General features: G+C 66.6%; 11 protein-coding genes and 1 pseudogene. 6 read left to right on the forward strand and 6 right to left on the reverse strand.

Annotation, left to right across the window (positions count from 1 at the left end; all coding sequences use genetic code 11):
* Positions 1–1,582: pseudogene (locus JHC57_RS16900) on the reverse strand (hypothetical protein); the annotation flags it as partial.
* A gap of 73 nt (positions 1,583–1,655) precedes the next feature.
* The gene (locus tag JHC57_RS16905; protein WP_294031435.1) at positions 1,656–2,282 is read right to left on the reverse strand and encodes a DUF4126 domain-containing protein; all 627 of its coding nucleotides are present in this window, start codon (positions 2,280–2,282) and stop codon (positions 1,656–1,658) included.
* Between the two features lie 110 nt (positions 2,283–2,392).
* On the opposite strand from JHC57_RS16905, the gene JHC57_RS16910 reads away from it, so the two are divergent.
* Positions 2,393–3,190 carry an NUDIX domain-containing protein gene (locus JHC57_RS16910; RefSeq protein WP_294031437.1) on the forward strand — a complete coding sequence of 266 codons (798 nt, stop codon included), beginning with the start codon at positions 2,393–2,395 and terminating at the stop codon, positions 3,188–3,190.
* 171 nt (positions 3,191–3,361) lie between these two features.
* Positions 3,362–3,595: a hypothetical protein gene (locus JHC57_RS16915; protein WP_294031438.1), complete on the forward strand. Its 234-nt coding sequence runs from the start codon at positions 3,362–3,364 to the stop codon at positions 3,593–3,595.
* 102 nt (positions 3,596–3,697) lie between these two features.
* On the opposite strand, the gene JHC57_RS16920 is transcribed toward JHC57_RS16915, so the two are convergent.
* Complete coding sequence (locus JHC57_RS16920) at positions 3,698–4,552, reverse strand: carbon-nitrogen hydrolase family protein (protein ID WP_294031440.1); 855 nt, start codon at positions 4,550–4,552, stop codon at positions 3,698–3,700.
* An 88-nt stretch (positions 4,553–4,640) separates the two neighbouring features.
* On the opposite strand from JHC57_RS16920, the gene JHC57_RS16925 reads away from it, so the two are divergent.
* The gene (locus tag JHC57_RS16925; protein ID WP_294031441.1) at positions 4,641–7,574 is read left to right on the forward strand and encodes a pitrilysin family protein; all 2,934 of its coding nucleotides are present in this window, start codon (positions 4,641–4,643) and stop codon (positions 7,572–7,574) included.
* Here the strand turns inward: JHC57_RS16925 and JHC57_RS16930 are convergent.
* Entirely contained in the window at positions 7,571–9,355 is a 1,785-nt protein-coding gene (locus JHC57_RS16930) for a cation:proton antiporter (RefSeq protein ID WP_294031443.1), read from the reverse strand. The two genes, JHC57_RS16925 and JHC57_RS16930, sit on opposite strands and share 4 nt — an antisense overlap.
* Positions 9,356–9,421: 66 nt before the next feature.
* Entirely contained in the window at positions 9,422–10,636 is a 1,215-nt protein-coding gene (locus JHC57_RS16935) for an NADP-dependent isocitrate dehydrogenase (protein ID WP_294031444.1), read from the reverse strand.
* A 162-nt stretch (positions 10,637–10,798) separates the two neighbouring features.
* Between JHC57_RS16935 and JHC57_RS16940 the strand changes: the two genes are divergently transcribed.
* The gene (locus JHC57_RS16940; protein WP_294031446.1) at positions 10,799–11,533 is read left to right on the forward strand and encodes a phosphatidylserine decarboxylase; all 735 of its coding nucleotides are present in this window, start codon (positions 10,799–10,801) and stop codon (positions 11,531–11,533) included.
* A 1-nt stretch (position 11,534) separates the two neighbouring features.
* Positions 11,535–12,308, forward strand: coding sequence for a phosphatidylcholine/phosphatidylserine synthase (locus tag JHC57_RS16945; RefSeq protein ID WP_294031447.1), 774 nt, complete (start codon positions 11,535–11,537; stop codon positions 12,306–12,308).
* Here JHC57_RS16945 and JHC57_RS16950 read toward each other — a convergent pair.
* Positions 12,292–12,552 carry a hypothetical protein gene (locus tag JHC57_RS16950; RefSeq protein WP_294031448.1) on the reverse strand — a complete coding sequence of 87 codons (261 nt, stop codon included), beginning with the start codon at positions 12,550–12,552 and terminating at the stop codon, positions 12,292–12,294. The two genes, JHC57_RS16945 and JHC57_RS16950, sit on opposite strands and share 17 nt — an antisense overlap.
* 312 nt (positions 12,553–12,864) lie before the next feature.
* On the opposite strand from JHC57_RS16950, the gene rpsB reads away from it, so the two are divergent.
* Positions 12,865–13,207, forward strand: a 343-nt coding sequence (gene rpsB, locus JHC57_RS16955) for a 30S ribosomal protein S2 (protein ID WP_294031450.1), incomplete at its 3' end; no start/stop codon positions are given.

The following is a 13,207-nucleotide window of genomic DNA, read 5'->3' on the forward strand; positions in this document are numbered from 1 at the left end:
GTGCCGGCTCCGGTGCCGGCGCGGGCGGCGGGGTCAGCACCGGCGGTGCGGGTGCGGGCTCGGGCGGCAGGGGTGCGGCCGGGGCGGGCGGAGGCGGCAGCGTCGAGCGCAGATACCAGTTCTGCCCCGTCCCTGCTGTCGTACCGCCGCGGAACAGGAAATATTCATAGGCGCCGACCGCGACGCGGTGGTTAAGCGCAAAGGCGCCGCTCGCGGTTGTCGCGCCGTTGATCGCCTCGACGACGAGGATGCCGTTTTGTGTGGTGAGGCCGCCGGCCCCGCCGGCGTTGAGCACGGTGACGCCGGTCTTTCCCGACGCGGCGCCGCCGTCGATCACCAGCTTGTCGGACGCCGAGCTATCGTTGCCGAGGACGGTGTCGATCAGCAGCAAGCCGTTATCGCCGGCATAATCGCCGCGCACGGTGAAGCTGTCGCCCGGCGCATTGCCGCCGTTGGTCAGGTCGATGCGTCCGGCGTTGACGAACGTCGCGCGCTGGCCCGCGGCAAAGGCCGCGATCCCGCCGTCGAGCCCGCCGCCAAAAATGGTGCTCGATGCATCGAGTTCGAAACGCCCGGTGCCCGTCCCGGCGTCACCGAGGGTCAGGAAGCCATCGAAGGTCAGTTCGCTGTCGTTCGTCGCCCGGATATTCTCCCAGCCGTCGAACCGCGCGACGCCGCCCGTCGTGACATTGTCGAAAAGCAGCACATCGGTGCCCGCGCCGCCGGTGATCCGCGGCGAGCCGCCGAGGTTCGCGTTGGTGAGGTTGGCAAGCCGCGCGCTGTCGTCGTCGCCGCCCATGTCGACCATGCCGTGTACGACGCCACCGCCGTCCCAGACGAAGCTGTCGGTGCCGGCGCTGAGCAGCACGTCGCCGCCGACCGACCCGCCGGTGATCGTCACGCTGTCGACGCCGCCCGACACGCTGATATTGCCGCCGATCGTCCCGCCCGAGAGGATGATCGTATCGTTTCCGAAGCCCGCGACGAGGTTGCGGTCGATGATGCCGCCCGACATGTCGAACAGATTGTCGGCGAGTTTCATGTTGACGCGTCCGATGCGTCCGCCGGTCATGCGTGCGGTGTCGCCATCGTCGAACGCATCGACGATGCGCCCGCCGGTCATCAGGAAGGTGTCCATCGAACCGCCCTGGTTGAGCGTCCCCACCTCGCCGCCGGTCATGACGAAATCATCGATGCCTTCGCCCTGCTGCACCTGCCCGGTCACGGTGCCGGCGCCGATCTCGAACCTGTCGTCGCCGTTGCCCTGATCGACCGCGCCCTCGATCCGGCCCGAATTCATGATGATGACGTCGGTTCCGTTTCCGAAGGTGACATTGCCGCCAAGGGTTCCGGTTCCGCCCGCAGGAAAGGTCAGCTGGTTGTTGCCGCCCGTATCATCGAGTCCGCCCGGCGAGGTGCCGCTGCTGCAGATGTGCGTGTCGTCGCCCGCGGTGGGCACGAAAACGCATTGGGCAGAGGCGGGAGGTGTTTGGCCGAGCGCGAGGACCGCGGCGGTCGAGAGGAGAAGATATTTCCCGGGGCGGGGAAGGGTGACAGCGTCGGAACCGGCGCGCAGGGGCATAGGACGTCACTCCCTTTCGGGTCAGCGAGCCCCCCTGTCCGGGGCAGACTATTGAATGAATATTGCCAAATTACTAAGCATCGAAAGTAGTTTGCGGCTCATCGCCGAGGGCGCGCTTCAGCGTCGCCTTGATATTGCGGAGCAAGCGGCGCAGCGCGATGATCACGACGATTGCCGCGATCGCGAGCAGGATTGCGATGACGATCGCGAGCGGCGGGTAGGCGATGGCAAGCGCGAGCAGTCCGCCGGTCGCGACGTCCTCACCCGTCGACACGGCGGCATTGCTGAACGGTTCGGGGCTGACGTTGACGACCGCACGGGTCGTCGCCTTGGCGCCATGGCTGAGCAACGCCCCGCCGCCGCCTAGCAGAAAGGCGATCACCTGCCACGCCGGGTCCGATGAATCGACCAGCGCGAGCGCGAGAAGCGCGCCACCGAGGGGGCGGACGATGCTGTGGACCGTGTCCCAGACCGAATCGACCCAGGCGATCTTGTCGGCCAGGAACTCGGCAAGCGTTCCGACCGCGGCGACCCCCAATACCCACGGATTGGCGAGAATCTGCAGCGCCGCCAGATGTTCCGGGAGCGGCAGCCAGCCGAAATGCATGGCGATACCGGTCGCCAATATGGTGAGATAGAGTCGCCAGCCCGCGAGGAGGCTGAGGCTGCCGGCTACGCCCAAGATCTCGACGATTCCCAATGTCCTGCTCCCCGTCCCGGATCGCTTGGCCCGACATCATCTTGCACCCGTCGGCCCGCGCCCGCAATGCCGAGATGACAAGGCGATCCCGCACGTTTATCGAACCTCGCATGAGCGACATAAATCCGCCGACCCCGATGCCCGAAGCGCTGCCGGACGGCGCCATTCCCGCCGCGACCCTCGTCATCATGCGCCCGTCGGACAGCGGAGGCCCCGACGAGATATTGATGGTCAAGCGGTCGACCAGCATGGCTTTCGCCGCCGGCGCGGTCGTGTTCCCCGGAGGGCGCGTCGACCCCGACGACTATCGGGTGGCACGCCTGTACGGGCTCGGCGTCGACGAGGCCGACGGCGCCGCACGCGTCGCCGCGCTCCGCGAAACGCTCGAGGAAACCGGGCTCGCGGTCGGCTGGCCCGGGCTCGCCGGATCCGACGTCGCCGCGATACGGCAGGCGCTGCTCGGCGGAACCCTGCTCTCGGACATATTGGCGTCGCGCGGCGACCGTATCGCGCTGGAAAATTTCATACCTTTTGCGCGCTGGTGCCCCAATTTCAAGGAAGCCCGGACGTTCGACACGCGCTTCTATGCCGTTGCCGCGCCGCCGCACGACCATGAATTGACCGTCGAGGAGGCCGAGCACAGCCATATATTCTGGGCGAGCGCCGAGGCGACGCTGGCGATGGCGGACCGCGGCGACGTATCGGTGATCTTTCCGACCCGCCGCAATCTCGAACGCATCGCTCAATCAAATGATTTTGCTGAATTTTCCGTGCATTCCGGCCGGTTTCCGGTCGAGCTGATCACGCCCTGGATCGAGGATCGCGACGGGCAGAGTTTCCTCTGCATTCCCGGCCATCTCGGATACCCCGTCACGCGCGAATCCTTCGAACGCGTCCGGCGCGGATGAGGCGCGCCTTTGCAACAAGTTTTTCCCTATTTATTATTTACTAACATTTGGCGGGGTAGGGCAGAACGTCGTTGCAATTGCTGAAGGCCGTGCCTAATAAGGCGCTGCAGAAGCAGACCGGGGAGGTTTCTCCGGTGTGATTCGACAAGAGTAATCCAGTGGACGGAGAATATGATGAACCTGCTTAAGAAAGCCGCGATCTCTCTCGCAGCGACTTCGATGATTGCGGCCCCGGTTGCCGCGTCGGCCGCTCCTGCGGCGACCGCCGCTTCGGCCGTTGACGGCCAGAGCGAACTCGAAGGCAGCACGAGCTGGATCATCGCTGTGCTCGCTCTCGTCGCCGTCGTCGGTGGCATCATCATCGCGTCGGACAACGACGACGACGAACCCACCAGCCCGGGCTGAGCTGGCTAGTCCAGAGTTTTCGCAAGGGGCTCCGAGCTTTGCTCGGGGCCCCTTGTTTGTTCCGGGTCGCGAAATCCGCAGGCCCCGCAGGCTTCGGGAAGATCAGAGCGTGAGGTGCCGGTTCGCCCGCGACCGGTCGAGCGGGATGGCCTGCCGGGCGCGATCGACGGCGGCGGCGTCGACCGGAACCAGCGTCAGCGCATAATCTTCTCCCACTCGCCCACTCCTGCCGGCGTCGGCGAGAATGGCTCCCCACGGGTCGATCGCGATACTGTGGCCGAAGGTCTGCCGGCCATCGGCGTGCATCCCGCCCTGCGCGGCGGCCACGACATGGCACCCGGTCTCGATCGCGCGCGCGCGCATCAGCACATGCCAGTGCGCCTCGCCGGTCGATGCGGTAAACGCCGCCGGGATCGCGATCGCCGTGGCGCCCCGGTCGACCAGCGCGCGATAGAGCTCGGGAAAGCGCAGGTCGTAGCAGATGCTGAGGCCGAGCCGCCCGAGCGGCGTGTCGACCACCGCCAAGGCATCCCCGCCGGCATAGGCTGCCGATTCCTGCCAGTTTTCGCCTGAAGGAAGCGTCACGTCGAACATATGGATCTTGTCGTAGCGCGCCCGGATGTCGCCGTCGGCGTCGATGACATGGCTGCGGTTCACGCGCCGCGCGCCATCGTCGGTCAGCAGCGGCATCGATCCCGAGTGCAGCCACAGGCCGTGCCGCCGCGCCATCTCCCGCAGCGCGGCGGGCCAAGGGCTGTCGGCCTCGCGCGCGATATGCGCGGCCGAGCGCGCGCGGTCGCGATCGAGGAGCAGCGACATTTCGGGCAGAAACGCCATCGCGGCACCATGCGCCGCAGCTTCGGCCATCGCCCGATCGATCACGGCCAGATTGCCATCGGGGTCGATGCCGCTCGTCATCTGGATCAGGGCGGCGAGGGGGACGGCTGTCTGGTTCATGGCATCTGGCTAGGCCGGTCGGCGTCACAGGACAAGCGCCGGTGACAGTTCAGTGGCCAGCAAGGTTCGAACGCGATAAGATGGCTCAATGTCCTATTCTCCCGCGCGCCAGTCGCTTCGTTTTGCCCGTTCCCTCCTTCTCGCCGGCGCCGCCGCGCTGCTCCTGACGCCGCTTGCCGCGGGCGCGCAGGACAAGGCACCGACCGCGACCGCGCAGAGTCAGGCAAAGAACAGCGACTGGCTCTATGCCGGCAGCGATATTCCGCGCGATACCGCATGGCAGTTCGGCATGCTTCCCAACGGTGTGCGCTATGCGGTGCGCAACAATGGCGTGCCCCCGGGGCAGGTATCGATCCGCGTCCGCATGGACGTCGGCTCGATGTTCGAAACCGGGGACGAGCGCGGCTATGCGCATCTGCTCGAACATCTGACCTTTCGCGGGTCGGAGCATATCCCCGACGGTGAGGCGAAGCGTATCTGGCAGCGCTTCGGCGTCACCTTCGGCAGCGATTCGAACGCGCAGACGACGCCGACGCAGACGGTATACCAGCTCGATCTGCCGAGCGTCACGCCGGCGAACCTCGACGAAAGCATGAAATTGCTCGCCGGAATGGTGCGCGAGCCGCGCATCTCCGAGCTCGCGGTCGCCGCCGAACGCGGGGTCGTGATGTCGGAACTGCGCGAATCCGATGGTCCGCAAAAACGCATCGCCGACGCGACCAACGCGCATCTGTTCGCCGGCCAGCTCCTCGGCGATCGTTCGCCGATCGGCACCACCGCGTCGCTCGGCAAGGCGGACGCGACCTCGGTCGCTGCCTTCCACAATCGCTGGTACCGCCCCGACCGTGCCGTCGTCGTCATCGTTGGCGACGCCGATCCGGCGGTCCTCGCGGGGCTCGTCGCGAAATATTACGGCGACTGGAAGGCCGAAGGGCCGAACCCGCGCGACCCCGATTTCGGCAAACCCGATCCGAAGGCGCCGGCCGCGCGCGAGATCGTCGAGGCGAACCAGCCGCTCGCGCTGACGCTGGCGATGGTGCGCCCGTGGAAGAAGCGCGTCGACACCGTCGAGAACACGCGGCGGCTCTACCTCGAATTCATCGCACAGGCGCTCGTCAACCGCCGGCTCGAAAACCGCGCGCGCAGCGGCGGTAGCTATCTCGTCGCGACGGTCGAGCAGCAATATGTCAGCCGCAGCGCCGACGTCACGATGGCGTCGATCGTGCCCCTGAGCGACTGGAAGGCCGCGCTCGCCGACGTGCGCGGGGTGATCGCCGACGCGGTGACAAACCCGCCGTCGCAGGCCGACATCGACCGCGAGGCGAACGAGATCCAGGCCTTCCTGCTGAAGGAACTCGAGAATGCCCGCAACGAACCCGGCGCACGCCTCGCCGACGACATGGTGCGCGCGGTCGATATCAACGAGACGGTGACCAGCCCGCAGGGGCAGGTCGACATGTTCAAGGCGATCCGCGCCTCGGCGACGCCGAAGGTGATGCTCGATATCAGCAAGGCGATCTTCGCCGCGCCGGTGACGCGCGTCGTGCTGACCACGCCGACCGCGGCGGGCGGCGATGCCGCGGTGCTCGCCGCGCTGAAGGCGCCGGTCACCGCCCGCGACGAGCGGCTGACGGCGGTCAAGGCCGATTTCAAGCAGCTTCCCGACCTCGGACCGGCGGGGGCGATTACCGCGACCAATCCCATCCTCGGCCTGCGCGCCGAACGGCTCGAGTTCGCCAATGGCGTGACCGCGCTGGTGTCGAACAACAAGGTCGAACCGGGCAAGGTGCGCGTCAACGTCCGCTTCGGCACCGGCAACCGCAGCGTCGCGGCCGATGCCCCGAACCTCTTGTGGACGGGCGATTATGCGCTCGTCGCGAGCGGCATCGGCCCGTGGGGCCAGAACGAGGTCGACCAGCTGACCAACGGCCGGCAGATCCAGATGAACTTCGCGATCGACGACGATGCTTTCGAGCTGTCGGCCGAAAGCAGGCCCGCCGATCTGGCCGACCAGATGCGGCTGATCGCCGCCAAGCTCGCGCAGCCGCGCTGGGACCCCGCGCCGGTCGAGCGGCTGCGGATCGGCTACCTCACCGGATACGACCTCAACGACGCGACGCCCAACGCGGTACTCGACCGCAACCTCCGCGGGTGGCTCACCAACAACGACGCGCGCTGGGCGGCACCCGACAAGGCGCAGATCGAGGCGCTGACGCCCGCAGCCTTCCGGGCCTTCTGGGAACCGCGGCTTGCGAGCGGACCGGTCGAGGTGCAGATTTTCGGCGATCTCGAAACGGTCGATTACAAGAAGATCCTCGCGGAGACGCTCGGCGCGCTGCCGCCGCGCCAGACGCTCGCGCCGCCGAGCGGCCAGCGCGTCGATTTCGCGAAACATGTCACCGTCCCCGAAATCGCCTATCATCGCGGCGAACAGGGGCAGGCCGCGGCGATGACCGCCTGGCCGACCGGCGGCGGCCTCGCCAGCCCGCGCGATGCGCGCGGGCTCGAAGTGCTCGCGGCGATCTTCAACGACCGGCTGTTCGACCGCCTGCGCGCCGAACAGGGGGCGAGTTACGGCCCCGTCGTCGACAGCCATTGGCCGACCGGCTTCGACAGCGGGGGCTATCTGCTCGTCGGCAGCCTGCTCGCGCCGAAGGACCTCGATCGCTTCTATGGCATCGCGAAGGATATCGCGGCCGATCTCGTCGCAAAGCCCGTCACCGCCGACGAACTGGCGCGCAACGCGGGGCCGATCCGCGAACAGGTCGCGCGCGCCTCGACCGGCAATGTCTACTGGATGTTCCTGCTCGAAGGCGCGACGCGCGATCCGCGCGTTGCCGCCGCGGCGCTGTCGATCCAGGACGATATCTCGGCGGTCACCGCCGCCGACGTCCAGCGGCTCGCGCGGCAATATCTGACGCCCGAGCGCCAATGGTCGCTGGCGATCCTGCCCAAGGGGATGACGTTGGCCGATGCCTCCGCCCTCGGCGCGGCACCCGCACCCGCGACGGGCGCGCGCTAGGCGGTTTCGCTGCCCGCTGCCGGGCGGCGCGTCCGGCGGATGCGCGGCTCGTGCTCCAGCTTGCCTTTCGCCATGATGTCGTGGCGCATCTTGGCGCGGACGTCGTGGATCGAGGCGATCACCGGCCCCATCGCGACGCCGAGGTCGATCAGCACCGCCTCGGCAAGCTGCAGCGAGCTTTCGAGCGTTTCGGGCACCGCATCGCTTGCGCCCGCCTGATAGAGCGCGCCGGCATGGTCGGCGTCGCGCGCGCGGCTGATGATCGGCAGGTCGGGATATTTCTGGCGTAGCTGACGCGTCATCCTGAGCTGTTGCACCGGATCGTCCATCGTGAGCACGATCGCCTGCGCATTTTCGATACCGAGCTTGTCGAGGCTACCGGGCCGCGCGACATCGGCGAAGCGGACGGAAAAGCCGTCGCGCCGCGCGGCGGCGACGGTGTCGATATCGGCGTCGACCGCCACGTAGGGACGGCCGTGTTCGCGCAGAAGCTCGGCGACCGTGTGCCCGACGCGCCCGAAGCCGACGATGACGGTGCGGCTCTCCGGTGTCTCGTCGCTTTGCGTATCGCCCGTTCGCATCTCGATCCGCCGTGCGATGTCGTGGCCGACGCGTGCGAGCAGGGGCGTGATCGTCAAGCCGATCGCGGTGACGAGCTGCCAGAACTCGGCGGTGCTGCGGCTGATGAGCTGCGCCTGCAGCGCGGTCGTCAGCACGATCAGCGTCGTTTCGGAAGGGCTCGCCATCAATAGCCCGACCTCGGCGGCGGTTCCGCGCCGCACCGCTCCCGAAAAGCGGAGCAGCGCCGCAGTCACCAACGCCTTCACCAGCACGACGCCGACGACCGCCATGACGAGCGCGGGCCACTGGCTCGCGATCGTCTTGAGATTGAGCCCCATGCCGACGCTGATCAGGAACACCCCGAGCGCGAGCCCCTTGAACGGCGCGGTGATCGCCTCGACCTCGCCATGATATTCGGTCTCGGCGATCATCAGCCCCGCGAGCAACGCGCCGACGATGGGCGAGAGGCCGACCGCCGCCGTCGCGAGCGCGGCGACGATGACGACGAGCAGGCTTGCAGCGAGGAACAGCTCGGGATCCTTGGCGCGCGCCGCCTGCGCGAAGATGCGCGGGAGCAGGAACCAGCCGCCGATCGCGAGCGCGGCGACGACGAGCGCGCCCTGCCACAATGTCGTCAGCAGCAATTCGGCGCTGTCACCCGAGGCTGCGGGCGACAATGCGGCCAGAACGAAGATGATCGGAACCAGCGCCAGATCCTCGAACAGCAGCATCGAAAAGGAGGCGCGGCCGACCGCTGTCTTGGTCCCGGCGATCGGCAGCACCAGCGCGGTGGAGGAAAGCGCGAGCGCAATGCCGAGGCCATAGGCGGCGGCGGTCGAGAGATTGCCGAGGAACAGCAAGGCGGTGCCGAGGATCGCGCCCGCAATGAAAAGCTCGGCCGCCCCGATCCCGAACACCAGCTTTCTGAGCTGCCACAGCCGGCGGAACGAAAGTTCGAGCCCGATCGAGAAGAGGAGCAATATGATTCCGAACTCGCCGAACAGCGCGATATCCTCGGTCGAGGCAATCGTGACATGTTTGAGCCACGGATAGTCGATCGCGAGCGCCCCAAGTCCCGATGGACCGACCAGCAGGCCGACGAGGATGAAGCCGATGACCGGCGAGATGCGGAAGCGCGCGAACGCCGGGATGACGATGCCCGCCGCGCCGAGCACCACCAGCGCGTTGCCGATGGCGGAGGTTTCTGTTTCGGATACCATAAGGGCCGACCTTATGCAGGCCGGCCCCGATTGGCTAGATAGCTAACCCAACCTTTTTGGTTGTTTTCAGCTGCCCATCTTCCTTTCGAGATTCTCGACGATCGCCTCGAAGAAGCCCTCGGTGGTCAGCCAGTTCTGGTCGGGGCCGATGAGGAGCGCGAGGTCCTTCGTCATCTTGCCGCTTTCGACCGTCGCGACGCAGACCTTTTCGAGGTCGTCGGCGAACTTCACCAGCGCGGCGTTGCCGTCGAGCTTGCCGCGGTGCTTGAGGCCGCCGGTCCAGGCGAAGATCGACGCGATCGGGTTGGTCGAGGTCGCCTTGCCCTGCTGGTGCATGCGGTAGTGGCGCGTGACGGTGCCGTGCGCGGCTTCGGACTCGACGGTCTGGCCGTCGGGGGTCATCAGCACGCTGGTCATCAGGCCGAGCGAGCCGAAGCCCTGCGCGACGGTGTCCGACTGGACGTCGCCGTCGTAATTCTTGCAGGCCCAGACGAACTTGCCGCTCCACTTGAGCGCGGAGGCGACCATGTCGTCGATCAGGCGATGTTCGTAGACGATGCCCGCCGCCTTGAACTGGTCGGCGAATTCTTCGTCGAACACCTGCTGGAACAGATCCTTGAAGCGGCCGTCATAGGCCTTGAGGATCGTGTTCTTGGTCGACAGATACACCGGCCACTGGCGCGCGAGACCGTAGTTCAGGCTGGCGCGCGCGAAGTCGCGGATCGAATCGTCGAGATTGTACATGCCCATCGCGACGCCCGACGAGGGGAACTGGAATACTTCCTCGTCGATCAGCGTGCCGTCCTCGCCTTCGAACACCAGGCGCAGCTTGCCGGGGCCCGGAACGCGGAAGTCGGTCGCCTTGTACTGGTCGCCGAACGCGTGACGGCCGACGACGATCGGGTCGGTCCAGCCGGGAACGAGGCGCGGGACGTTCTTCATCACGATCGGTTCGCGGAACACCACGCCGCCCAGAATGTTGCGGATCGTGCCGTTCGGCGATTTCCACATCTTCTTGAGGCCGAATTCCTCGACGCGCGCCTCGTCGGGGGTGATCGTCGCGCATTTCACGCCGACGCCATATTTCTTGATCGCGTTCGCGGCCTCGACGGTGATCTTGTCGTCGGTGCGGTCGCGTTCCTCGATGCCGAGGTCGTAATAGTGGAGGTCGACGTCGAGATAGGGAAGGATCAGCCGCTCGCGGATCCACTGCCAGATGATCCGGGTCATTTCGTCGCCGTCGAGTTCGACGACCGGGTTGGCTACCTTGATCTTGCCCATGCTTTCAGCCTTTTTCCTTGGGGAGTCGGAGTTGCAGCGGGCCTTAGGCAAAGCGGCGCGATTGATCAACCGCCCCGTCACCACCGGCGCCGTGCCGGCGCGGCAACGAAGCCCGCGCCTTATCCATTGTCAGTATGGGGACTGCACCCTAGAAGACTGGACATGTCCAATATCATCTCTTCGAACCGGCCCGGCGGCGGCATCAAATGGCACTGGCCCTCGGTCCATCCCGAAGGTCGCAAGTTCCTGTTAATCGCGGGAATCGTGACGCTCTGCTTCTGGTTGCTCGGCTGGGAGATCCTCGGCTGGCTGATGCTCGGCGTCACCGTCTGGGTCGGCGCCTTCTTTCGCGATCCGGTCCGCATCACGCCCGCCGGCCACGACCTGATCATCGCGCCGGCCGACGGCCTGATCACCCAGATCGCCGAAGTGCCCCCGCCGCCCGAAATTTCGGGCACCGACGGACTCGGCGCCGCGCCGATGCTGCGCGTGTCGATTTTCATGAGCGTCTTCGACGTCCACATCAATCGCACGCCGGTTGCGGGGGCGCTGCGCAAGCTGGTCTATATTCCCGGCAAATTCGTGAATGCCGACCTCGACAAGGCGAGCGAGGAGAATGAACGCCAGCATTTCGTCGTCGAGCGCGCCGACGGCGTGCGCGTCGGATTTACTCAGATCGCGGGGCTCGTCGCGCGGCGCATCATGCCCTTCGTGACGATCGGCAACGAACTCGCGACCGGCCAGCGCGTCGGCCTCATCCGTTTCGGCAGCCGCGTCGATGTCTATCTGCCCGCGGGCACGACGCCGCAGGTGCTGCTCGGCCAGCGAACGCTGGCGGGCGAAACGGTGATCGCGCGGATCGGCACCGCCGAAACGATCGAAGGCATCGGGCAATAGGATGGCGGACGACGAGCCGGTCATGGCCGATGCCGCGGGACGCCGTATCGGCGGCATCAGCCTTCGCGCCTTCGCGCCGAATGCGATCACCGCGCTCGCGCTCTGCTTCGGTCTGACGGGGGTCCGCTTCGCGATCGGAGAGGAATGGGAAAAGGCGCTTGCGGCGATCATCTTCGCCGGGGTGCTCGACGGGATGGACGGGCGCATCGCGCGGTTGCTGCGCGCGCAGAGCAAGTTCGGCGCGGAACTCGATTCGCTCTCCGACGTGATCGCCTTCGGCGTCGCGCCGGCGATGATCCTGTTTCTCTGGTCGCTGCAATATGCGCCCAAGTTCGGCTGGACCGCGGCGCTCGCGCTCGCGGTCTGCTGCGCGCTCCGTCTCGCGCGCTTCAATTCGCGCATGGATGCCGAGGTGCAGCCGCACAAGTCGGCGGGTTTCAATACCGGCATTCCCGCGCCGGCGGGGGCGGGAATGTCGTTCGTGCCCGTCTATCTGTGGCTGTCGACGGGCAACGACCTGTTTCGCGAATGGTATGTCGTGATGCCCTGGGCGCTCGGCATCGCGATGCTGATGATCTCGGCGATCCCGACCTATAGCTGGTCGTCGATCCGTCTGCGCCGTTCGTGGCGCCTGTTCGCCCTCGCGGGAGTCGGTCTCCTCGGCGCTGCGCTTGTTACCGCGCCCTGGCCGACCCTGCTTGCGGTCTGCGGGCTTTATGCCGCGACGCTGCCTTTCGGCATGGCAAGCTATGCGAAGGTCAGGCGGCGCGGCTGAGCGCCGGCTGCACGCGAACGGCAGCGCGAACAGGGCGGGGCGCATCGCGGCGCGCGGGCGAGCGGCGCAGCGTCATCTTCTGCGCGGCGGGGCCCGACTGCGGCGCGATTTCGATCGGGAAGGCGCCTTCGCCGAGCAGCGCCGAGAGAATCGCATTCTCGTTATTCTTGAGCATGGCCAGGATCACGGTGACGCCGAAACCGGCGGCGAGGGCGAAGAGAAGAGCGGCAGCGACCTGAACCATGATCTTGTCCTTTCGGCTTCTTTATGCGAAACCTCCTGTTGATCAGCGACGGTTTCATTGGGTTTTTCGTTCCATGTTCCCGTTTTGTTCTCAACCGTTTTGCGACGAACGGAGTCACTTTGTCGCCGAGTTGAGTCCGCGGCATGGCGGTGAACCGGCTGCTCATTCGCTCCAGCCCCTTGCTTTTTCCGGCCCGCCCCGCTAACGGGCCGCCCATTCCACATGGAAGGCGCACATACCGGTGCCGGGACCGCCCCTCAGCGGACATCCCGGTTCTTGCCTTCCAGAGGACTAACCGGAAGGAGAAAGACTATGGCGGCACCTGTCGTCACGATGCAGAATCTTATCGAAGCTGGCGCGCACTTCGGCCACCAGACCCACCGTTGGAACCCGCGCATGAAGCCGTACATCTTCGGCGCGCGCAACGGCATCCACATTCTCGACCTGTCGCAGACCGTGCCGCTCTTCGCGCGCGCGCTCGACTTCATCGCCTCGACCTCGGCCGCCGGCGGCAAGGTGCTGTTCGTCGGCACCAAGCGCCAGGCGCAGGGCGCGATTGCCGATGCGGCGCGCGCTTCGGGCCAGCACTTCGTCAATCACCGCTGGCTGGGCGGCATGCTCACCAACTGGAAGACGATCTCGGGTTCGATCAAGC

Source organism: Sphingopyxis sp. (assembly GCF_016463645.1).
Taxonomy (GTDB): domain Bacteria; phylum Pseudomonadota; class Alphaproteobacteria; order Sphingomonadales; family Sphingomonadaceae; genus Sphingopyxis.